Raw genomic sequence first — 24145 nt, 5'->3', positions numbered from 1 at the left:
AATCATAATTCAAAATTCACCACCGAAATATTTTTGTATATTTATGTATAAAAATGGTTTTATTTTCATTTATTATCTGCTATACTAATCAATATCAAATTAACAAAACAAATTATTAAAATTACAAATAGAGGTGGAAGTTATGAAAGAGAAAATTGTATTAGCATATTCAGGCGGATTAGACACAAGTGTTGCAGTAAAATGGTTATTAGATAAAGGTTACGATGTTGTAGCTTGTTGCTTAGATGTTGGAGAAGGTAAAGATTTAGATTTAGTACATCAAAAAGCATTAGATATGGGGGCAATTGAGTGTCATATTATTGATGCTACTGAAGAATTTAGTGAACAATTTGTATCTTATGCTATCAAAGGGAACTTAATGTATGAAGGTACATATCCATTAGTTTCTGCATTATCAAGACCTTTAATTTCTAAAAAATTAGTTGAAATTGCTGACAAAACAGATGCTGTAGGCATTGCTCATGGTTGTACAGGTAAAGGTAACGACCAAGTGCGTTTTGAAGTGGCGATTAAAGCATTAGATCCAAATTTAAAAGTCTTCGCACCTGTTAGAGAATGGGCTTGGAGTCGTGAAGAAGAAATTGATTATGCAATCAAACATAACATTCCTGTTCCAATTCAACATGATTCACCTTACTCAATTGACCAAAACTTATGGGGTAGAAGTAATGAATGCGGTATATTAGAAGATCCTTATGCAGCTCCACCAGAAGATGCATACGATTTAACACAAGCGTTAGAAAATACACCAGATGAAGCAGAAGAAATCGTTCTATCATTCGAACAAGGTATTCCTACCGAGTTAAACGGTCAATCCTACAAATTAAGTGAACTTATTTTAGAACTCAATCAACTTGCTGGTAAACATGGTATTGGTAGAATCGACCATGTTGAAAATAGATTAGTTGGTATTAAATCAAGAGAAGTATATGAAACACCTGGTGCGGAAGTAATTGTCAAAGCACATAAAGCGCTCGAAACGATTACACTTACAAAAGATGTCGCTCATTTCAAACCTGTCATTGAAAAACAATTTTCAGAACAAGTTTATAACGGTTTATGGTTCTCACCATTAACTGACAACTTAAAAGTATTTGTAGATAGTACGCAACAATATGTGTCTGGGGATGTACGTATTAAATTGTACAAAGGGAATGCCATAGTTAATGGTAGAAAATCTCCTCATACATTATATAATGAAAAATTAGCAACTTATACTAAAGAAGATGCATTTAATCAAGAATCAGCAGTTGGTTTCATAGATATCTTTGGCCTACCTACTCAAGTGAATTCAATGTTACACGGTGGTTATCACGATGAGCACTAAAGCTTGGGGTGGCAGATTTAGCGAACAGCCTGAGGAATGGGTTGATGAATTTAATGCTTCTATACACTTTGATAAGGCATTAATTCAATATGATGTACAAGGTAGTATTGCGCACGCAACCATGTTGGCCAAACAAGGTATCATTTCTGATTCAGACTGCGATCAAATCATTAAAGGTTTAAACGATATTTTAACTGATTATGAACAAGGTAACTTATCTTTAGATGTTTCTTTAGAAGATATTCATTTAAATATAGAACATGAATTAATTAAGCGCATTGGGGATGCTGGTGGAAGGTTGCATACTGGTCGTAGCCGTAATGATCAAGTAGCTACAGATATGCATTTATATACAAAAGAAGCAGTATCTCATTTGATTGAACTCATCACTTCTTTTCAACAGACAATTGTTAAAGTTGCTGATGCGCATATTGATACCATTATGCCTGGATATACGCATTTACAGAGAGCACAGCCAATATCATTTGCACACCATATATTAACGTATTACTGGATGCTAGAAAGAGATAAATCTCGTTTTCAAGACAGTATGAAACGTATTGATATCTCCCCACTTGGCGCTGCTGCATTAAGTGGTACAACATATCCAATTGATCGTCATGAAACGCAATCTCTATTAAACTTTAGCGCTATATATGAAAATAGTATGGATGCAGTGAGTGATAGAGATTATATTGTCGAAACATTACACAATATATCTTTGACCATGGTTCACCTATCTCGTTTTGCTGAAGAAATTATTTTCTGGTCTTCTGCCGAAGCAAACTTTGTTACATTATCTGACGCATTTTCTACTGGATCATCTATTATGCCTCAAAAGAAAAATCCCGACATGGCCGAATTAATTAGAGGTAAGGTTGGTAGAACGACTGGTCATTTAATGAGTATGTTAATGACATTGAAAGGCTTGCCACTTGCATACAATAAGGATATGCAAGAAGACAAAGAAGGATTATTTGATGCGATTCACACGCTCAAAGGCTCATTACGTATCTTTGACGGTATGATAGATACAATGACAGTCAACGTAGATCACTTACACCAAACCGTCTACAATGACTTCTCTAACGCAACAGAACTTGCAGACTATTTAGTGAATAAAGGCGTACCATTTAGAAACGCTCATGAAATAGTTGGTAAAATTGTACTTTGGTCTATTCAAAATAATGTTTATTTATTAGATGTGCCTTTAGAAGAATATCAAAATGCTCATACAAGTATCGAATCTGACATTTATGATTATTTAAAACCAGAAAACTGTGTAAGTCGTAGAATCAGTTATGGTTCAACTGGACAAGAAGCAGTTAAACAACAATTAAAAGTAATCAAAGCACAAAAATAACTTTAAACTACATTTAAGGATTGGAACAAACATAAATTGTTGTTCCAATCCTTTTTCCGTTTTTTAATTTTTTTTATTTCATACTTCTTTTACATACCTTTAATATTTTACAGTAAAAAAACAACTAATTAACTTGCAATTAATATATCAAACTATAATTAATTTTTTATACTTTTAATTAAGAATACGTAAATAGTGTTTAAAATATTATATTCAAAGGTAATATGAATGTACAGTTCAAATTAAGGAGTGAAGCACTATGAAAAATGTGAAAAGAATTATGGTATCAAGTATGACGGTTTTATCTTTATCATTACTAGCCTCTACCTCTATGGCAAAGGCTGATGAAAATAACGATGCATCTCAAGTTCAAACAAAACCATTAGCACAACAGCAAGATACCCAAAAGCAAAATCAATTCAACACTCAAGAACAAACTCAAAATACTACAGAGACAAAAGAACAAGACTCACCTCAATCACAGTCTTCTACGAATGAACAATCATCTGTAGCATCCCAAGATGATACTACTAAAGAACTGGAACCAAATGCTTCACAAACACAACCTCAAGATACTACTAAAAACCAAACACAACCAACTGAACATACAAACAACGAAAATACTACTTCGTCAGCAAAAACAGTTAACGAGGCCGACGATAAAAGTGCAGATACTAAGGAGATACATAATTTAAATGGAGAGAAATATGCAACGATTGCTCATAGAGGTGCAAGTGGCTATGCACCAGAGCATACATTTCCCGCATATGATAAGAGTCACAATGAAATAGGCGCTTCATACATTGAAATCGATTTACAAATGACTAAAGATGGTAAACTCGTAGCAATGCACGATGAAACTGTAGATAGAACAACTAACGGCACAGGTAGAGTAGATTCATATACATTAAAAGAACTTAAAAAACTAGATGCCGGTAGTAAATTTAATGAACAAAATCCTGACTATGCTGATGAAGCATATAAAGGAGCGAAAGTCCCTACATTAGATCAAATTATTGATCGATATGGTGCAAATGCTAATTACTATATCGAAACGAAATCACCAGATGTTTACCCAGGTATGGAAGAAAAGTTACTTGATACCTTAGATAAGCATAATTTACTTACCAACGATGCTTTAAATAATGGACATGTCATCGTTCAATCTTTTTCACAAGATAGTATTGAAAAAATGAACAACTTAAACCCAGATGTTCCTTTAGTAAGACTTTTAAATAAGGGTGAGTTGCCTAATCTGTCCGAACAAGATTTAGAATACATCAAAAAATTTGCGATTGGTGTAGGTCCTCATTATACTGATTTAACTAAAGATAATGTAAAAAATTTAAAAGAACTCGGCTTCTTAGTACACCCTTATACTGTTAATACCAAAGCAGATATGGAACGTTTAAATAGTTATGGTGTTGATGGCGTATTCACTAATTACGCTGACATTTATAAACAAGTTGTAGAAGATAGTAAATAAATATCTACACACTTTAAAATACTTTAATAATAAAAGTATGAATACGCCTTTTTAGATTTAAAAGAACCCATTCGTTAGCAATGAATGGGTTCTTTTCTAGATTATCCAATAATTTTATAAGTATTCATCCTAATCGCTAATTCATTAAATCTTACAATCTTTCATATATAGTATGCTTTACAATGTCACGCTTCATAGAAGTCAGTGATTAATTATAAACTAAATATTTTAATATGATTGCGTTAACGTTTTGAATCAACACCGAAATGTTAAATCTAGTAAGTAACCTTTAGCAACAACATATACTTACTTACTTACTAAATTTAATATAAAAAAGGTGATTTCTATTTTTATTTCAATAGAAATCACCTTTTTAAATTCTGAGAATTTCATATCCCAGATACTGCTTCATCTATAATAGATTAAAGTCCTACGTTCACTTATGCCCAACCACGATATCGTGCAGCTTCTGCTGTACGTTTAATACCTACAATATACGCTGCTAAGCGCATATCAATTTTACGGTTTTGTGATAATTCATAAATCGTATCAAATGCAGTTATTAATTTTTCACGTAATTTTGTATTTACTTCTTCTTCAGTCCAATAATAACCTTGGTTATTTTGCACCCATTCAAAGTAAGAAACTGTCACGCCTCCAGCGCTCGCTAATACATCTGGTACCAATAATATGCCACGCTCAGTTAAAATACGTGTACCTTCTGGCGTAGTTGGACCATTTGCTGCTTCAACCACAACATCAGCTTTAATATCATTAGCATTTTCAGCTGTAATTTGATTTGAAATTGCTGCTGGTACTAATACATCACAGTCGATTTCAAATAACTCTTTATTTGAAATTGTTTCCTCAAATAAATTAGTTACAGTGCCGAAGCTATCTCTTCTATCTAGTAAATAATCGATATCTAAACCTTCTGGATCGTGTAATGCACCGTATGCATCTGAAATACCTACAATTTTTGCTCCCATGTCATATAAGAACTTAGCCAAGAAGCTACCTGCATTACCAAAACCTTGAATTACGACGCGTGCACCTTCGATTTCAAGACCTCTTCTTTTAGCAGCTTGTTCAATTGCAATGACTACGCCTAATGCTGTTGAACGATCACGACCTTGTGATCCCCCTAAAACAATAGGTTTACCAGTAATAAAACCTGGTGAATTGAATTTGTCTAATGAACTATATTCATCCATCATCCATGCCATAATTTGAGAGTTTGTAAATACGTCTGGCGCTGGAATATCTTTAGTCGGTCCAACGAATTGAGAAATTGAGCGAACATATCCACGGGATAAACGTTCCACTTCATGTATACTCATTTGTCGTGGGTCACAAATAATTCCACCTTTACCACCGCCATATGGTAAATCCACAATGCCACATTTCAATGTCATCCACATTGATAATGCTTTAACTTCCTCTTCGTCCACGTCAGGATGGAATCTTACTCCACCTTTAGTTGGTCCAACAGCATCATTATGCTGCGCACGGTACCCAGTAAACGTTTTAACAGTACCGTCATCCATACGTACAGGAATTCTGACCTGTAAAAATCTTAAAGGTTCCTTCACTAAATCGTACATACCGTCGTCAAATCCCAGTTTATGCAATGCTTCTTTAATAATTTGTTGCGTAGAAGTAACTAAATTATTATTCTCAGTCATGATCCATTTCGCCTCTTTTTCGTCACTAATGATTTCGCTTTCATGCTAATTGTAACATAAGATTTTTCTTTTTAAAGTCTTTTCAAAACTTATGTTATGGAACTGTATATTTACGCAAAAACGCTTCTTACTTTGTCTAATGCAAAGTCTAATTCTTCTTTTGAAATAATGAGTGGTGGCGCAAATCTAATCACAGTATCATGTGTTTCTTTACATAATAATCCCTGCTCTTTTAGCGCTTCACAATACGGTCTAGCATTCTCATTTAATTCAATACCAATAAACAATCCACGGCCACGCACTTCTTTAATTGAAGGGTGGTCTATCTTTTCTAATTCTGATTTGAAGTAGTTACCTAATTCTAATGATCGTCCAGGTAAATCTTCGTCTACAATCACATCTAATGCTGCATTGGATACCGCGCAAGCAAGTGGGTTACCTCCAAATGTAGAACCATGTGATCCTGGTGTAAATACGCCTAAAACTTCTTCATCTGCTAATACTACAGAGATAGGTAATACTCCGCCACCTAAAGCTTTACCTAAGATATATACATCTGGCTTAACATCGTCCCAGTCTGTTGCAAATAATTTACCAGAACGGCCTAATCCAGCTTGAATTTCATCGGCAATAAATAAAATATTATGTTCATCACATAATTCTCTGATTGCTTTTAAGTAACCTTCTGGCGGTACATTAATTCCAGCTTCACCTTGGATAGGTTCAATTAGAATTGCAGCAGTATTTTCATTGATACCAGCTTTAACAGCTTCGATATCTCCAAAATCAACTTTACGGAATCCTTCTAATAATGGGCCGTATCCACGTTGATATTCAGCCTCTGATGATAATGATACTGGCGCCATTGTACGACCATGGAAGTTACCATTGAACGCAAGAATTTCTGCTTTATCTGGCTCGATATTTTTAACATCATAAGCCCAACGACGTGCTGCTTTCAAAGCAGTTTCAACCGCTTCCGCACCTGTGTTCATTGGTAAAGCTTTTTCTTTACCTGAGAGCTTACAAATTTTTTCATACCATTCCCCTAGATTTTCACTATGGAAAGCACGAGAAACTAATGTAACTTTATCCGCTTGATCTTTTAGTGCTTGAATAATCTTTGGATGTCTATGGCCTTGGTTTACAGCTGAATAAGCTGATAACATATCCATATACTTGTTACCTTCTGGATCTTTCACCCAAACACCTTCAGCATCCGAAATGACAATCGGAAGCGGTACGTAGTTTGACGCTCCATAATGATTTGTTAATTCAATGATTTCTTCTGATCTTGACATGATATCTCCCCTTAGTTTAAATTTAAGAGCCTTTAAACTCTTTAAATGATACTCATTCATAGCATAACGTATTTGCAAGACAACTGAAACTATTTTCTTAAAATGCCCAATTCCCAAGGGTTATGAATCGAAAAGTACCACAAAGTACAATTAAAAAAATATCACTTTAACTTCATTTCTTTTGTGTAAGCCCTTACATATATAATGACATATATCCTTACACTTATACAAGGCAATTCTATTATTTTATAAAATTAATTTATTTCCAATTAAAATTACAATAAATTGTATAATTAGTCATATCAAAGCTTGCTGTAACGCTTATATAAACTTTCGTTATTCATTAGCATTCATTACTTTAAAAAGAAGAATAAAAATTATTTTGATTTAATAACTTTCTTTCCAATCATAAATAAGTTGCTGATAATCTGCCGAAAATGCGTTTATATGTATCATATTATTTACTTGAACATGAATCCATGTCTTAAATTCATTAATTAAATATTGTCTGATCACGCTTTAAACCACCTTCATATATAAACTTTCATATACTAAGGTTAATAAGTTTGATTCATAAATACATCCATCTTTAGACTTAAATAACAAATGGAGTATAGATACACTGATATCAGGGTATCTATACTCCATGGTTATATGCTAAATTCTATTTTTCATCTTTTCTAGGAAGTGGATAAAATCTTTGATTAAATTGTGTCCAAAGTTTTTCTGGTAAATGGTGTTTGTTTTCATCATCAGGATCAAATTCGGAAATAATTTGGTCTTCGTTACCTTCTTTAATTTTGCTCACAAAATTATGATCTAATAAAATGCCTCTACCTAATGCAATTAGTTCTGCATTTGTTGATTCAATACCATCTAAAGCTTGTTCTGCTGTGAAGATTGAACCTATACCTATAAGCGGCATACGACCATCAATCCATTGATGTAATAAATCAATGCGCTCTTGACCTTCATATTTACCTTCACGTGTTTTAGAATGAATATCAAATAATGACACATGTAAATAATCTAGCGGTTTTTCAATAAGATGTTTAATTAATGTTTCAGTTATTTCCATACTTATTCCTGGTGACTCTGCTTCTTCTGGTGAAAATCTATATCCTACGATAAAATCTTTATTACCATATTTTTTAACTGTTTCAGTTACTTCATCAACAACTAAAGAAGCAAATTTCAAACGATCTTCGCCCCATTCGTCATTTCTACGGTTATAATAAGGTGATACGAATTGATGGATTAAATAATGGTTAGCACCATGAATTTCTACACCGTCAAATCCCGCTTCTATTACTCGGCGTGTAGCTTCACCAAAGTCTTTAATCGTATTTTCAATTTCTTCAACTGTGATTTCACGTGCATGATGTTCTTCTTGTTCACCAAAACTTTTCATTGAGATAGGACTTGGTGCTGCTACATCCCCATTAGGTGTTAAGTTTGGTAATGCTTGTGCACCACCATGATGAATTTGTACCACTGCTTTTGCACCATTTTTCTTCATGGCTTTAGCTAATCGTTTTAAGCCTTCTAAATCTGAATCATGTGCTACTGAAGGTTGACCTGGAAAAGCTTTACCAATATCAGTAACATTACTTGCTGCAGATATAGCTAAACCTACATCTTTTGAGCGTTGCTCCATATACACAACTTCTTCGTCTGAAATAGTACCATCATCGTTTGATGATACATGTGTCAATGGTGCTAATACAAATCTATTTTCTAACACTACCTTATTAGGTAAAGTTAGTTTTTCAAATAACGGTTGGAATTTTTTATTCATTTCGATATTGCCTCCTAAATTTTAATACTCGTTCAGTGCTCATTAATTCTAACTACTTTGCTATAAAATATAAAACAATATGCTCATGCATGTATTTTTAATTTCATTTATAATATCTTACATGGACTATATACCCATCACTAAAATATAAATACTTCTATACAAACGAAAAACCACTCAACATCTCATAAAATGTTAGTGGTTTTTTCGAAAGATTATTTTTCATCTTTGATCGCGTTTTTGGACTGTTTAATCCAAACCGGTAAGCGTTCTTTAATTGTTTGAAACCCATATTTTTCGGTTTCTTTAATTTCATCTAATACTGATTGCTTTTCTTTCTTACGTTCATAATTTTTAAAATAGTCATTATCTTTTAAAGAAAAGTTCAACTTTCCTTCTTCATCAATTGAAATTACTTTCGCTCTTACAATTTGTCCTTCTGATAAAAACTTCTTCAAGTTATGGACGTAATCATCCATGATTTCAGAAATATGGATTAATCCTTCAGCATTGTCAGGGGTTTCTACAAAAGCGCCATACGGTTGAATACCAGTCACACGAACTTTAATATGTTGACCTACCTTATAGTGATTATTCAACGTGATAACCCCTTATTTCGTAATACTTAACACTATTATAATAGCATAAATTATAGGAAGTCACTAACATTAATATAGAAAAATTTCACGATTTGTTAGATTATAGTTTTGACAATAAAAACTCAAATAAGCAAATATAACTGTTATAACAGCATTACTAAGTTAAATTGCACGAAAAAAAGGCTTAAATATATACACGATGCTACTACTACAATGTGCACACTTTAAACCTTGTTCATTCTATTTATCATTTATATTCTGCCTCTAATTGCAATACTTAATTTGCCATTTGAAGACACACTTCCTAATCTAGAATTTCATCGAAATGAAAATCCGTAAATTATTTGAAATGGTTGAGCTATTTCTTCAACTTCCCTAATAGAAGTGTTGCATCCATGTGATCATAGACTTCAACATCTCCCACTGTGGTATTTGAAAATTGCATAAGATTTTAAGCGGGCAACAATTTATATAATTGTTGCCCGCTTCATAATCATTTAATATTATCTTTCTTCGATATCAATAGAATCAATTGTAATATCATGTAATGGTTTATCTTGAGGACCCACTTTTGTACTCGCAATATCTTCTAAAGTTGTTTCACCTTCAATTAATTGTCCAAAAACTGTGTGTTTTTGGTCTAACCATGGCGTACCGCCTTTTTCGCCATAAGCTTTAACGATTGGTTCTGGCCAACCACCATCAGATAATTGACCTAACATTGATTCAGGTACGTTGTTCATTTGAACAATAAAGAATTGTGATCCATTTGTATTTGGACCTGAGTTCGCCATTGATAAAGCACCATATAAATTAAATGCTTCAAGTGAAAACTCATCTTCAAATGGTCCGCCATAAATACTTTCGCCGCCCATACCTGTAGCTGTAGGATCTCCACCTTGTACCATAAAATCATTAATAACGCGGTGGAATGTTATACCATCATAGTATCCATTTTTAGCATGTGTCACAAAGTTTTCTACTGTTTTAGGTGCCACATCAGGCAATAATTTAAAAGTCATATCGCCTTTATTAGTATGCATTACTAATTTAATTTCATTACCATTTATTTCTGAATTTAACTGAGGATAGTTAGTCATTTTCATTCTCCATTTCATGTTAAGATGATATATGTATTCTAACATAAATGAAGGGAAGGAATGAACGATGTTATATCGATTTGCACATAAAACTGGAAGTTATGGTGTCTCAATAGTAAAAAATGATAAAAATCAAGTATTAGTACAAGTTGAACAAGTAATTAAACACCCAAAACAAGGCGATTTACATAACCCTAATGAAACCGAAAATGTTTTTTTTCATGAACGTAAAGCACTCAGCCAATTTGAGAAACGTTATACAACACAATCACACCTTAAAACTTTTAATGTAGAGGAAATGCCCTATGTAGATTCTTTGCAACAAGCAATCACAAATTTAGAACAAAAATTAAAAGCACAAGGTACATTACACGCAGCAAAATCCTTAGAAAATTTACAGCAATTAAAAAAAGATTATGCAATCCAATATAAACAAAATTTTGAATAAAAATACCGTGTTTCTTCTTATTTAACTAAACATGTATCTCAACTGTTTCAAGGGATAATCACGTTTTTCAGAATAGTCTAAATCATGTATAATAAATTTTATACTATATTTTCAAAGGAGGATAAAATAATGAGTTTGTTACATATAGCGGCACTCTTACCGTTAATATTTGCACTCATTATTCCGTTTGTATATCGTCTTCAAAAACGAATACATATAGGATGGTTTGTGTTACCCATCCCTGTCGTCTTATTTATATATTTTTTATCATATATTTCAACAACCATGTCCGGTCAAACCGTCATGCAAAACGCAAATTGGATGCCCCATTTTGGCATGAATTTTAATTTGTATGTTGATGGCTTGGGGTTACTTTTTAGTTTACTCATCACTGGTATTGGTAGTTTAATCGTACTGTATTCTATAAGTTATTTAAGTCGACAAGAGCAGTTGGGGAATTTTTATTGTTATCTTTTACTCTTTATGGGCGCAATGTTAGGAGTTGTATTATCAGATAATATTATTATTTTATATCTGTTTTGGGAGTTAACTTCTTTTTCTAGTTTTCTGCTCATTTCCTTTTGGCGTGACAAACAAGCTTCCATTTATGGTGCTCAAAAGTCAATGCTCGTCACTGTATTTGGTGGCCTGTCGCTATTAGGTGGGCTTATCCTACTCTCAATGGCAGGTGGTACAACAAGCTTACAAGAATTAATTGGTAATGCTTCAGAAATACAAATGAGTCCAGTCTTCATTTTATCAATGATATTTGTATTAATTGGTGCAATGACAAAGTCTGCTCAATTTCCATTTTATGTATGGCTACCAGATGCAATGGAAGCACCAACCCCAGTTAGTGCCTATTTACACTCTGCAACAATGGTAAAAGCTGGACTCTATCTCGTAGCTCGAATGACACCTATTTATGCGGTCTCACAAGGATGGATATGGACAGTAACTGCAGTAGGGTTAATTACATTACTCTGGGCATCGTTAAATGCAAGTAAGCAACAAGATTTAAAAGGCATCTTGGCATTTTCTACAGTTTCACAACTAGGAATGATTATGTCCATGTTAGGTATTGGTGCAGTGAGTTATCATTTTGAAGGTGCTCAAAGCCAGCTCTATGTTGCAGCATTTACTGCAGCTATTTTCCATTTAATCAATCACGCAACTTTTAAAGGTGCGCTATTTATGATTACTGGAGTCATTGATCATTCGACAGGTACACGTGATGTTAAAAAATTAGGTGGGCTCTTAACAGTTATGCCTATCTCATTTACGATTACCATCATTACTGCTTTAAGTATGGCGGGTATACCACCCTTTAATGGTTTCTTATCAAAAGAGAAATTTTTAGAAAGTATGATTGATGTAAGCCACGCAGGCATATACAACTTAAATACCATTGGCATATTGATACCAATCATAGCCATTATTGGTAGTATATTTACCTTTGTATATTCTATAAGATTTATTACTCAAATCTTTTTAGGTCAAGGCAATGTAAATGCTTTACCTAAAAAAGCGCATGAGGCTTCATTCTTATTATTAATATCACCAATCATTTTATCGATATTAGTAATCGTGTTTGGATTCTTCCCATCGCTTTTAACAAAATCAATTATTGAACCTGCTGTTAACTCAATTAGTTTACATACTGGTAATACAGCAGAATTTCATATGTTCCATGGTTTTACACCTGCTTTTATTTCTACAATTATCATATACATTATAGGGATTTTATTGATTTTAAGTATTGGCTATTGGGTGCGTTTACTTAAAGCACAACCACGCAAGCTTACATTCAATTACTGGTACGATAAATTCGGAGATTATGCGCCAAATTACTCAAGCACTTTCACTAATACTTATGTGACAGGCTTTACGCGTAATAATTTAGTTATTATCTTTACTTCTTTAATTGTTATTACGTTGGTTACATTATTAGTAACGCCTTTCAGTATTGATCTTAACAATGTGAGTGAGATAAGACCTTTTGAATTGATTATCGTAGTACTGATTATCACTGCTACATCTATGATTGTATTGGCAAACTCTAGATTGTTCAGTATTATCATGGCTAGTGCTGTGGGTTATTCAGTCGCAATATTCTTTATTTTCTTTGGAGCTCCCGATTTAGCACTCACACAATTTGTTGTTGAATCTATTTCTACAGCTTTGTTTTTACTATGTTTCTATCATTTACCAAACTTAAATCGTCATCAAGAATCTCGTTCATTCAAACTCGTAAATGTATTGATTTCTATAGGCGCTGGCGCTGTAGTGATTATCCTTGGCTTAATTGCTTATGGTAATAGGCACTTTGAATCTATCGGCGCATTTTATAAAGCCCATGTATATGACTTAGCCCATGGTACAAACATGGTTAACGTGATTTTAGTAGATTTCCGTGGTACCGATACTTTATTCGAATCTGCAGTCTTAGGTATTGCAGGTCTCGGTGTCTACACTATGATAAAACTACGTACAAAAAATAAAGCTACAGAAGAAGGAGGTAAAAACGTTGAACAGACAGAAAAATAATTTAATTTTCCAATATTCAGCTGTGATTATCTTCTTTCTAATAGTTATGTTTGGTCTATCATTATTTTTAGCAGGACATTATACACCTGGTGGCGGATTCGTAGGTGGCCTTTTGCTATCAAGCGCGCTTGTCATAATTACGGTAGCTTTTGATATTAAAACGATGAGAAAAATATTCCCCTGGGATTTTAAAATATTAATTGGTATTGGGCTACTCTTTTGTGTAGCAACTCCTATGGCAAGCTGGTTTTATACTAAAAATTTCTTTACGCACACACCTTTTGAAATACCACTTGGTTTCTTAAAACCGATGGAAATGCATACTGCAGTATTCTTTGATTTGGGTGTAATGTGCGCAGTTATCGGAACAATAATGACTATAATCTTATCGATTGGAGAGAATGAGTAATGGAAATAGTTATGATTTTTGTTTGTGGTATTCTCACAGCAATGAGCGTCTATCTCATTCTTTCTAAGAGTTTGATACGCATCATTATTGGAACTACCATACTAACGCATGCATCAAATTTATTTTTAATGACTATGGGTGGATTAAAGAAGGGTGACGTTCCAATTTATGAAAAAGGGATTACTTCATATGTCGATCCAATACCCCAAGCATTAATTTTAACAGCTATAGTAATATCATTTTCTGTCACAGCTTTTTTCTTAGTATTAGCTTTTAGAAGTTATAAAGAGCTAGGTACAGACAACGTCGAAAGTATGAAAGGAGTACTTGATGATGATCGAGAATAATCTCATTATTTCACTGCTTGTCATACCCATGTTAACTATTATTCTATTAATATTTATCGGTAAGCGCCCTATAATCAAGCGTTATGTCGCATTGATTGGTACTGGTATCACATTGGTTTTTGCATTTATAAATTTAAGTAATGTATTAAAAGATGGCCCTATTAAATTAGAACTTGGTTCTTGGTCTGCACCATATAGTATTGTATTTGTACTTGATATATTCAGTGCATTGCTTGTAATTACCAGTCTAATCGTAACTATGCTCATCATTTTATATTCTTATCAGTCTGTTGGTATTGAACGTGAAACATATTATTATTACTTTGCAATCATGTTTATGGTTACTGGAGTAATAGGTTCATTTATCACGGGTGATATTTTCAACTTATTCGTATTCTTTGAAGTATTTCTAATGGCTTCCTATATCTTATTAGTCATTGGAGGTACAAAGGTACAATTAAGTGAAACTATTAAATATGTCCTTGTTAATGTAACTTCATCTGCATTTTTTGTAATTGCAGTAGCCATGTTATATTCAGTAGTCGGTACATTAAACTTAGCGGATATCAGCCAAAAACTGAGTCAACTGCCCTCTCAAGATAGTGGGATTGTGAGCCTTATATTTATAATGTTTATTTTCGTCTTTGCAACAAAAGCTGGTGTGTTCCCAATGTATATTTGGTTACCTGGGGCATATTACGCACCGCCTGTAGCAATCATTGCATTCTTTGGCGCCCTACTCACAAAAGTAGGCGTATACGCTATTGCTAGAACAGCAAGTCTCTTTTTCAGAGATACAACAAGTTTCTCCTTCTACACGATACTTTTCTTAGCTCTCTTAACCATTATCTTTGGTTCTGTAGGAGCGATAAGTTACTATGATACGAAAAAAATTATCATTTATAATATTATGATTGCTGTCGGTGTTATTTTAGTGGGCGTCGCTATGATGAATCAATCAGGCATGATGGGTGCGATTTACTACACTTTACATGATATGTTAATTAAAGCAGCTTTATTTTTCTTAATTGGTATCATGTATAAAATTACTAAAACACACGACTTACGTAAATATGGAGGTCTTATTAAAGATTATCCAGTACTAGGATGGACATTCTTTATCGCATCACTTAGCTTAGCAGGTATCCCTCCATTAAGCGGCTTTTATGGGAAATACTACATTGTTCAAGCCACTTTTGAGAAAGGGTTCTATATCAGTGGTATTGTCGTACTGTTATCAAGCTTAGTAGTACTTTATTCCGTTATTCGCATTTTCTTAAAAGGATTCTTTGGTGAATCTAAAGGGTATAATGTAAATCATCATTTACATTATAAAGGATTACTTGCAGTAGCGATTATTTCAGTTATACTTTCAGTAATGTTCGGATTATCTGCGGACTATTTACAACCAATAATCAAAGAAGCGGCTGAGACCTTCTATAACCCTAGTGTCTATATTGAAAGCGTATTGGGGGGTAAATAATATGGCAGTTCAAATATTAGTGAATTTAATACTTACTATTTTTTGGTTATTCTTAACAGGTAGCTACACTATTAATAACTTTATATTAGGTTACTTATTTGGTTTATTATTAGTATTTATCATGCGCGGTATTTTACCTGGAAGATTTTACCTTATAACGATTTATAAGATATTAAAACTCTTCTTCGTATTTTTAGTTGAATTAGTCAAAGCAAATATCGATGTCATACGAATTATTATTAAACCAACTATCAATAATGCACCGGCATTTTTTACTTATCATACTGATTTGAAAACAGATTGGCAAATCGCCTTATTATCTAATCTAATTACGCTTACACCAGGTACTGTTGTATTAGGAGTCAGTGATGATCGTACTAAAATTTATATACACGCCATTGATTTTAGCACTAAGGAAGAAGAAGTTGAAAGTATCAAATCCTCCCTTGAAAAAGTGGTTAGAGAGGTTGGCGAAAATTAATGAACTATAATATCATTTTAATCATTGCATTGGTAATCGTAGCGTTATCTATGCTAGGTATGCTCGTACGCGTCATCATCGGTCCTTCTCTTGCTGACCGCGTCGTTGCATTAGATGCAATGGGAATACAGTTAATGGCCATCGTTGCTCTATTTAGTATTTTCTTAGGTACTAAATATATCCTTGTTGTCATCTTAATGATTGGCATTTTAGCTTTTTTAGGCACTGCAGTCTTCGCAAAATATATGGATAAAGGTAAGGTGATTGAACATGATAACTCAGATCGTCATTAGCATCTCACTTATACTCGTTATTCTTGGATCAATCATCAGTGCGCTTGCAGCAATTGGCCTATTACGCCTAGATGATGTCTATTCCAGAGCACATGCAGCTGGAAAAGCAGCTACACTCGGTTCAATGTTGTTAATTAGCGGCGTATTTTTATTCTTTATAGGCAAAGAAGGATACGTAAATATGCAATTGCTTGTCGGTATCTTATTCATCTTGATTACTGGTCCTTTAGCAAGTCATCTTATTATAAAAGCAGCTTATAATTTAGATACACCTTCTTCTAAGAGAACAAAGCTCGATGATATCAAAGATGATTTGAAAAACACAAAATTATAATCGTTTATATGCAAATTTGAAAAGCACCTATCTTAAAAAGATAGGTGCTTTTTAAATTACAAATTTATCAGAAATAAATATTTGTCATACACTACAATCAATGTTATATTAAATCGTAATTATTACGATTTAATAGGAGGTTATGTCATTATGGCTACTTGGACTATCATCGGTGGCGGTATTCAAGCAGTAACAATCGCTATCAAATTAAGATCACAAGGTTTAAGTCCGCATAAATTACGTATCATAGACCCTAACCGTAATCTATGTCAGCAATTCAATCAATTTACCCAACGTATCGCTATGCCTTATCTTCGATCACCTGGTGTGCACCATACGCATCCTAACCCATTTCATTTAAAGCAATTTGCTAAAAAATGCCAATATACCAACGCCTCGTATGGGCCATACCAACGCCCAAATCTTGAGATGTTTATGAATCACACACACGAACTTATTCATCAATATCATTTAAACCATAGTCATATTCAAAGTTCTGTATGCAATATTAAGCAACTAGACCAACTTTGGCATATACAATTAGCGGATCAATCTTGGATTTCAACGACACATTTAATTATTGCATTTGGTTGTAACCACAATACATATACACCAGCACTATTTAAGGATGAAGCAGATGTATCCCATATTTTTGATGATGACGACAAAAACTATGACCATACTTCTCACGTAGTCGGTAGTGGCATAACAGCTGCACACTTGACCTTAAGATTACTCAAAATAAATTCTGAGAAAGTCATTCATTTATGGACTAACAAACCACTTGAGGTCCATGATTTTGATGCTGATCCTGGTTGGTTAGGTCCTAAAAATATGAATAAATTCCGTAAAATTCACTCATCTGAAGAACGTTTAAAGATTATTAAACAAGAACGTCATAAAGGCTCAATACCTAAAGAAATTGAATTAAGGCTTAAAAAGTATGTAGAGCAAAAAAGATTAGTCATTCATACGAATGAACTTGTTGAAGTTCAACATCATCATATTTGTACGCATCGTTACTGCTTATACTATGATCAAATATTATTAGCAACTGGTTTTCAAGATGCTATCATGGCACAACCTATTATCAAACAACTCATAAATAAACATCAGGCCCCAGTGGCTGACTGTGGCTTGCCGTCTATCAATAATAATTTAGAGTGGCTACCTAACCTTTTTGTTTCAGGCGGCTTATCAGACTTAGAACTTGGTCCATTTGCTAGAAATATTATGGGTGGACGAGAAGCTGCTATTCGAATATCACAAGCTTTCAATAACATAGAAAATGAAGCAATAACAAAAAAAGCACTATAAAGTTCCATATACTGATTGTTTACACAAAGTGTGAGCTGCTTCCTCCCACTTTGTGCACAGTATAATACTTTATAGCGCTTTGCTAATATTCATATTTCATTTTCTCGCTTTAATCGCAATCGTCCCACGCATGATACTAATTAAACGATTGTTGTCATCTTTAATTTCTATATTCCACACCTGTGTGGTCTTTCCTTCATGGATAATGGTCGCTGTCGCATATACTATACCTTCAGTAGTACTACTTATATGGTTAGCATTCATCTCTAAACCTAAAGGAACATACTGATTCGTATCAATCATATTTGCCGCACCTAAAGAGCAAGCCGTTTCACCCAGAGCTAAACTTGCCCCACCATGTAAATATCCAAAAGGTTGTTTAACACGATCAGTCACAGGCATCGACATTACAATTAATCCATGTGCTTTTTTTTCTAATTTCATGCCTAATGTTTCTAACATATTAGTCATTTTGACACCCCGTCTATTCATTATTAACTTTATAATATCATAGCCGCAATAGTACCAAAAATAATTAATGGAATATTGTAAAATATGAAGTTAGGTATACATGTATCTCTAATATGATCATGTTGTCCGTCTACATTTAAACCTGCAGTTGGTCCAAGCGTAGAATCACTTGCTGGTGATCCAGAATCACCTAAGGCACTTGCTGTACCTATAAGCGCAATTAATGCCATCGTACTTAAGCCAAGAGACTCGCCTAATGGAACAAATAATGTAGCGATAATCGGGATTGTAGCAAATGATGAGCCTATGCCTAATGTGACAATTAGACCAATGATGTACATTACAATAATGCTAATGAGTTTATTATCGCCAGTAATACCACTTAAACTATGGACTAATTTAGTAATATCACCTGTCTCATTCATTACACCTGCAAAACCATTGGCAGATAGAATTACAACACCAATAAATGACATGATTTGAATTCCATCTACAAATTGTTTATCTAATTCCGTCCATTTATAAACTCTAAACACAAAGAATATTAGCACCCCAGCTAATGCACCAAAAATCATTGAATCAGTAAGTGTTTGTACAATAAATGTGGCCAATATAGAAATAATTGTCACTACCAGTACATAGGGTTTCAGTTCTATATGACTCATATCTTTAACATCTTTATATTCTTTATATTTTCTTGGTTTTCGAAAATAGAAAATACCAGCAATCAATCCAAAAACATACCCTAATGATGGAATAATCATTGCTTTCCAAATCATTCCCATTTCAATTGGATGATGTGCTTTGGTAAAACCATTTTGTATAATTTGGTGGAATATTTGACCAAAACCAAATGGTAGAAGTATATATGGCCAACATAATCCAAAACCTATAATGATAGAGATTTGTCTTCTATCAACGTTAAGTTCGTTAAATAAACTTATTAATGGAGGTACTACAATTGGTATAAATGCAATATGTACAGGTATGATATTTTGACTCATAATACTAAGTATTAATAGTGCCACGATAATAATAACCTTTACCTTCACACGAGACATTTTACTGTTTTCAGCGTGAATGCTATTTATAATTTTATTTACTAAGTAATCAGTAATTCCACTGTATGAAATGAGCGCTGCGAAACCACCTAATAGTGCATAACTTAACGCTACCTCGGCTCCATCAACTATATTTTTACCAAATACGGAAACAATTTCAGGTATACTCATACCTGCAACTAATCCACCGACTAATGCACTGACGAACAAACTAATCACTACATTTAATCTACATAAACATAAGATAATCATCAATACAACTGCTATTACAACTGCATTTATCACAAAGCATAACTCCTTTATTACGTTATCGAACTAAAGTATCACGAGATTTATACTATCAATAACCACTTAAATTGTCAATCTTATCTTTTCAGGTTCATAAATATTTACACAAGCTTTTTTCAATAAATCTTTTGCACTTTGTTTATTATAAAAAAAGAAAAACTCATTTAATGATTAGCGAGTTTTTCCTTTCAATTATATTATAAATTAAGTATTGCGTGTGCTATTGTTTTCTCAACCATTGAACTATGGTAGAAATTAAGTAACCTGTTGGTCCTTTAGGCCCTTTGTGTGTATTTTTATTTATCGTAGCAGGGCCAGCGATATCAAAGTGAAGGTGTGGTGTTTCACCAGCAAAGTGATTAATAAATGTAGCAGCAAACAGTGCTTTACCATGACCATTTGTATGATTTACTAAATCCGCAACGTCACTATTACGAATTAGAGCTTGTTCTGTAGATGTCATTGGTAATTCAAATACAAATTCATCCATTTTTTGCGCTTCTACCAATATCTCATCCAGCTGCACTTTTGCCTTTTTATTGAAAACTGCAGCCTTATCTTCACCAAGTGCAGCAACAGCAGCACCAGTCAACGTAGCAAAGTCCAATATTACTTTAGGTTGAAATTGATTTGCATAGAAAACTGCATCTCCTAATACTAGGCGCCCTTCAGCATCAGTATTAAGAACTTCTACCGATTCTCCGCTTAATGCTGTGAATACATCGTCCGGTTTCATTGCTGCTTCATTAACCATATTTTCAGCTGCAACGATCACACCGATGATATTTACTTTGAGGTTTAAGCGTTGTGCTGATTCTATCATTGCAACGACATTGGCGGAACCACACATATCATATTTCATAGTTTGCATGCCGACTTTTGATTTAATTGAATAACCGCCTGAATCGTATGTGATTCCTTTTCCTACAAGTGCTATAGGCTGTTCTCCTTCTTGTCCCCCGTTGTAAGTTAAAGTAATTAATCTCGGATCATTTTTTGAACCTTTACCTACTGCATGTATCAAACCAAATCCTTCACGTTGTAAAGTAGCCCCATCTTTTACATCTACAGTAACTTCTGTATTGTTAAAATGGTTAGATATTAGTTCTGCATAATAAGCAGGTGTCAAAATATTAGGCGGCATATTACTGTAATCTCTTGCAAGATTTATAGCAGAAGCCAAAGCTACGCCATCTGCAAGCGCATGCTTAACATCTTCGTCATTTGTATGTATGTCTAAATCAATTTGATATGGTGCAGTTTTATCTGTTTTATAACTATCAAATTGATAAATAGATTGCTCACTTTGTCTTCCTAATAATTCAGCAAGCTCAAGTTTACTCAGTATTTTAGATGCAAAAGTATCAAATAGTAATGCACCTTTGAAAATTCTATCATTTTTTAAATGCTGGAATAACTTTCCAAATACAATTAAAAAATCACTGGAGTCAGATGTTTTTAAGTTGCCTAAACCTACTGAAATCAACTTAACATAGTTACCATTTAATAAAACTTGCGTGCTCGATACATGTCCTACATTACTGCTGATGATTTGATTATGCTTCAACGTTTTTAATAATTCATTTATATCTTCGTCTTCTACTACAATCTGACTTAATTGGTTTATATGTTCAGGTACACCAACAATTAAAGTAGTATGCTTGATTTCTGCATTGGGTTTTATTGTTGCTTGCATATGGAATCCCTCTTTTTCACATTTATTTTCTTCAAATTATAACAATAAATCTTATATTTCTCGAAATTAATTGCCATTTGTTAATAAAAAGACCTATCTAGTAATAAGATAGGTCTTTTGTATGTACAGTACACGTGTATGTGTTGCTGTATGAAATCTATTTATTTATTAAAATTTACCTTTTTTGAATGCTAAGCCGATACCGCCAAGTTTGAATACAGCACGTGTATCGATAACTTTTTTCATAAACGCAGCTTTTTTACCTTGGATATCTTTACCATATACAACACCAACACCGTCGCCAGAACCTAATGAACATACAGTACCACGGTCAACATAAGAGAATTCTTGTGTAGGTTGACCTTCTAAAATATTTATAATATTTTTCGCAGTGTGTTCACCTTCTTGCATAGCGATTTGTGCAGTTGTTGGTAATGGACGTTCTTCTCCAGCAGGGATGAATGCAGAACAGTCACCAATTACAAAGATATCGTCATAACCTTCGATTGTTAAATCTTGTTTTGTAACGATACGACCACGTTTAACGCCTTCAAATGATTCTTCCATTAATTTACTACCACGAACACCAGCAGCCCATACAACTGTATTTGCTTCTAATTGTTGTTCAACATCATTAACTTTAACTACGAAACCTTTTTCGTTAGCAGCAACGATAGGTGTAGCAATCTTGAATTCTACACCTTTACTTTCTAAATAACTTACAGCGTGATTAACTAATTCGTCAGAGAATTGTGGTAACATTTTTGGAGCAGCTTCAACACAAGTCACTTTTACTTTACCTTGTTCTACGCCATATTTATTACATAACTCAGGAATACGATCTGTTAATTCACCGATAAACTCGATACCAGTGAATCCAGCACCGCCGACTAAAATAGCTAAATCTTTATCATCTTTTTGTTTTGAAGATGCATAGTTAGCAAATTTATCTTCGATATGACGAGATAATTTACGCGCAGTTAATACATTTTCAATTTGGAAAGCATGCTCTTTCATACCTTTAATACCAAATGTTTCACTTTCAAAACCTAATGATACTACTAAGATATCAAAGTCAAAAATACCGGCATCAGTTTCAACTTTTTTAGCATTACGATCAATTTTTGTAACTTCTGCTTTAACAAAGTTAACTTTGTCTTTATTTACTACACTTTCAACTGGATATAGTAAATCTTCATAGCTAAGTGTACCTGCTGAAGCTTCATGTAACCAAGTAGCTTCATAGTGGTAATCATTTTTATTAATTAACGTAACTTCAGCTTCATCTGCTGAAATTTGCTTTTGTAATTTTGTAATAGTTTGTAATCCAGCATAACCAGCACCTAGAACTAATACTTTTTTACGATCTTGAGCCATTTCATTCACCTAAGCTTTCATAATTTTTTTGTTGCGTCAGTCTTTTTCTATACCCTAAATGAAACATATGTAAGTCACAAAAAAGACAATTTTTATCCAACACCAATTTTATAGCTTTTATTCTTCATTTTCAAGCGCTAACGCACATATTGTTTATTTTTTCACATAAACTTATAAAAGACTATAGTTCACACTTTATTTTATGCGTACTATAGCCTTCATTTTTTTTACATGCTACTAACAATCTTCTGGTGAACCCGCAACTTTTGCAGTTCTAAATGAACTTCCACAACCACATGATGCAATTGCATTTGGGTTATCAATTTGGAAGCCACCACCCATGAGAGATTGTTTAAAATCAATTGTAGTACCTTCTAATACTGACTTATCAGTTTTATCTATTAGTACTTTTAAACCATGAAATTCAATAACTTCATCATTTTCACCTGGTTCAGCTTCTGCTGACATGCCATAAGTAAGTCCAGTACAGCCACCGCCATTTACTTTAACTTTTAAATAGCCATCTGCCATATCATTTTGTTGTAACATGTCTTTTACTTCATATACTGCTGCTTCTGTTACTTCTATTACTGCCATCGTAAATACCTCCCTAGAAAATCCATGTTTCTTCTATATGTGCATAAATATTTTGTAGTAAGTCGTCTGGCGATTCACCTTCAACGATATCACCATTAACCAATGCATACAACCCACTTGAACATAGTCCACAATTTTGTAAGCAACCATATTCTAATACGTCGACGCCTGGGTCATTTTCAAGTTGATTATATACAAAGTCCCCACCCTTCGCTAAATTCGAAATGCAGAACTCAACTATTGGATTCATATTACACCCTCTCATTAATTATCAGTTATACAATTATAACAAAAATCAGATGATAATGACTACATT

Annotated in this window: 24 protein-coding genes; 12 read left to right on the top strand and 12 right to left on the bottom strand. The window is 33.5% G+C overall.

The genetic code is table 11. The features are described 5' to 3' along the window. Positions 1 to 142 precede the first annotated feature (142 nt). The 3 genes from BK821_RS06840 to BK821_RS06830 all read left to right on the top strand — a co-directional run bounded on the left by BK821_RS06840 (position 143) and on the right by BK821_RS06830 (position 4197). A complete protein-coding gene (locus BK821_RS06840) occupies positions 143 to 1348 on the top strand; it encodes an argininosuccinate synthase (protein WP_046837337.1) in 1206 nt (401 codons plus the stop codon). Continuing rightward, positions 1338 to 2711 (top strand): argininosuccinate lyase, encoded by a 1374-nt coding sequence (argH, locus tag BK821_RS06835; RefSeq protein WP_071331460.1) that lies wholly within the window; start codon positions 1338 to 1340, stop codon positions 2709 to 2711. The genes BK821_RS06840 and argH overlap by 11 nt, the downstream gene beginning before the upstream one ends. 538 nt (positions 2712 to 3249) lie before the next feature. Beyond that, entirely contained in the window at positions 3250 to 4197 is a 948-nt protein-coding gene (locus BK821_RS06830; protein ID WP_371261095.1) for a glycerophosphodiester phosphodiesterase, read from the top strand. 440 nt (positions 4198 to 4637) lie between these two features. On the opposite strand, the gene BK821_RS06825 is transcribed toward BK821_RS06830, so the two are convergent. The 6 genes from BK821_RS06825 to BK821_RS06805 form a co-directional block, all read right to left on the bottom strand. Continuing rightward, on the bottom strand, positions 4638 to 5882 hold the full coding sequence (locus BK821_RS06825; protein WP_046837335.1) for a Glu/Leu/Phe/Val family dehydrogenase: 1245 nt from the start codon (positions 5880 to 5882) through the stop codon (positions 4638 to 4640). A gap of 110 nt (positions 5883 to 5992) precedes the next feature. Beyond that, positions 5993 to 7183: an ornithine--oxo-acid transaminase gene (locus BK821_RS06820; RefSeq protein WP_046837334.1), complete on the bottom strand. Its 1191-nt coding sequence runs from the start codon at positions 7181 to 7183 to the stop codon at positions 5993 to 5995. Between the two features lie 387 nt (positions 7184 to 7570). After that, on the bottom strand, positions 7571 to 7699 hold the full coding sequence (locus tag BK821_RS13625) for a hypothetical protein (protein WP_256201624.1): 129 nt from the start codon (positions 7697 to 7699) through the stop codon (positions 7571 to 7573). A 148-nt stretch (positions 7700 to 7847) separates the two neighbouring features. Further along, positions 7848 to 8981, bottom strand: a complete 1134-nt coding sequence (locus BK821_RS06815; RefSeq protein ID WP_046837333.1) for an NADH-dependent flavin oxidoreductase — start codon at positions 8979 to 8981, stop codon at positions 7848 to 7850. Between the two features lie 215 nt (positions 8982 to 9196). Beyond that, on the bottom strand, positions 9197 to 9580 hold the full coding sequence (gene ygs, locus BK821_RS06810; protein ID WP_046837332.1) for a S1 domain-containing post-transcriptional regulator Ygs: 384 nt from the start codon (positions 9578 to 9580) through the stop codon (positions 9197 to 9199). A 503-nt stretch (positions 9581 to 10083) separates the two neighbouring features. Further along, a complete protein-coding gene (locus BK821_RS06805; RefSeq protein WP_046837331.1) occupies positions 10084 to 10680 on the bottom strand; it encodes a peptidylprolyl isomerase in 597 nt (198 codons plus the stop codon). A gap of 67 nt (positions 10681 to 10747) precedes the next feature. On the opposite strand from BK821_RS06805, the gene kapB reads away from it, so the two are divergent. The 9 genes from kapB to BK821_RS06760 all read left to right on the top strand — a co-directional run bounded on the left by kapB (position 10748) and on the right by BK821_RS06760 (position 18339). Next, entirely contained in the window at positions 10748 to 11128 is a 381-nt protein-coding gene (gene kapB, locus BK821_RS06800) for a sporulation phosphorelay system protein KapB (RefSeq protein ID WP_071331459.1), read from the top strand. A gap of 129 nt (positions 11129 to 11257) precedes the next feature. After that, the gene (locus tag BK821_RS06795) at positions 11258 to 13675 is read left to right on the top strand and encodes a Na+/H+ antiporter subunit A (protein ID WP_071331458.1); all 2418 of its coding nucleotides are present in this window, start codon (positions 11258 to 11260) and stop codon (positions 13673 to 13675) included. Beyond that, positions 13656 to 14084 (top strand): Na+/H+ antiporter Mnh1 subunit B, encoded by a 429-nt coding sequence (mnhB1, locus tag BK821_RS06790; protein ID WP_046837328.1) that lies wholly within the window; start codon positions 13656 to 13658, stop codon positions 14082 to 14084. The genes BK821_RS06795 and mnhB1 overlap by 20 nt, the downstream gene beginning before the upstream one ends. After that, on the top strand, positions 14084 to 14431 hold the full coding sequence (mnhC1, locus tag BK821_RS06785) for a Na+/H+ antiporter Mnh1 subunit C (RefSeq protein WP_046837327.1): 348 nt from the start codon (positions 14084 to 14086) through the stop codon (positions 14429 to 14431). The genes mnhB1 and mnhC1 overlap by 1 nt, the downstream gene beginning before the upstream one ends. Continuing rightward, positions 14418 to 15914, top strand: a complete 1497-nt coding sequence (locus tag BK821_RS06780) for a Na+/H+ antiporter subunit D (RefSeq protein WP_071331457.1) — start codon at positions 14418 to 14420, stop codon at positions 15912 to 15914. Before mnhC1 ends, BK821_RS06780 begins: the two co-directional genes overlap by 14 nt. Position 15915: 1 nt before the next feature. Continuing rightward, positions 15916 to 16395, top strand: coding sequence for a Na+/H+ antiporter subunit E (locus BK821_RS06775; RefSeq protein WP_046837325.1), 480 nt, complete (start codon positions 15916 to 15918; stop codon positions 16393 to 16395). Continuing rightward, positions 16395 to 16688, top strand: a complete 294-nt coding sequence (locus tag BK821_RS06770; protein ID WP_046837324.1) for a Na(+)/H(+) antiporter subunit F1 — start codon at positions 16395 to 16397, stop codon at positions 16686 to 16688. Before BK821_RS06775 ends, BK821_RS06770 begins: the two co-directional genes overlap by 1 nt. Continuing rightward, a complete protein-coding gene (locus BK821_RS06765) occupies positions 16666 to 17022 on the top strand; it encodes a Na+/H+ antiporter subunit G1 (RefSeq protein ID WP_046837323.1) in 357 nt (118 codons plus the stop codon). Before BK821_RS06770 ends, BK821_RS06765 begins: the two co-directional genes overlap by 23 nt. Positions 17023 to 17172: 150 nt before the next feature. Then, positions 17173 to 18339, top strand: coding sequence for an NAD(P)/FAD-dependent oxidoreductase (locus BK821_RS06760; RefSeq protein ID WP_071331456.1), 1167 nt, complete (start codon positions 17173 to 17175; stop codon positions 18337 to 18339). 96 nt (positions 18340 to 18435) lie between these two features. Here the strand turns inward: BK821_RS06760 and BK821_RS06755 are convergent, their stop codons facing one another. From BK821_RS06755 to BK821_RS06730, 6 genes are all read right to left on the bottom strand, one after another. After that, a complete protein-coding gene (locus tag BK821_RS06755; protein ID WP_046837321.1) occupies positions 18436 to 18810 on the bottom strand; it encodes a PaaI family thioesterase in 375 nt (124 codons plus the stop codon). Between the two features lie 29 nt (positions 18811 to 18839). Beyond that, positions 18840 to 20156, bottom strand: coding sequence for a Na+/H+ antiporter family protein (locus BK821_RS06750; RefSeq protein WP_071331455.1), 1317 nt, complete (start codon positions 20154 to 20156; stop codon positions 18840 to 18842). A gap of 223 nt (positions 20157 to 20379) precedes the next feature. Then, positions 20380 to 21855 (bottom strand): M17 family metallopeptidase, encoded by a 1476-nt coding sequence (locus tag BK821_RS06745; RefSeq protein WP_046837319.1) that lies wholly within the window; start codon positions 21853 to 21855, stop codon positions 20380 to 20382. Positions 21856 to 22023: 168 nt separating this feature from the next. Then, positions 22024 to 23232 carry an NAD(P)/FAD-dependent oxidoreductase gene (locus BK821_RS06740; RefSeq protein ID WP_046837318.1) on the bottom strand — a complete coding sequence of 403 codons (1209 nt, stop codon included), beginning with the start codon at positions 23230 to 23232 and terminating at the stop codon, positions 22024 to 22026. Between the two features lie 237 nt (positions 23233 to 23469). Beyond that, the gene (locus BK821_RS06735) at positions 23470 to 23829 is read right to left on the bottom strand and encodes a HesB/IscA family protein (RefSeq protein WP_046837317.1); all 360 of its coding nucleotides are present in this window, start codon (positions 23827 to 23829) and stop codon (positions 23470 to 23472) included. A gap of 13 nt (positions 23830 to 23842) precedes the next feature. Further along, a complete protein-coding gene (locus BK821_RS06730) occupies positions 23843 to 24079 on the bottom strand; it encodes a YuzB family protein (RefSeq protein WP_046837316.1) in 237 nt (78 codons plus the stop codon). Positions 24080 to 24145: the final 66 nt, after the last annotated feature.

Source organism: Staphylococcus sp. LCT-H4, from assembly GCF_001866145.1.
Lineage (GTDB): Bacteria > Bacillota > Bacilli > Staphylococcales > Staphylococcaceae > Staphylococcus > Staphylococcus succinus.
Note: the sequence above shows the minus strand (reverse complement) of the source record. Positions and strands in the feature narration are given on the sequence as shown.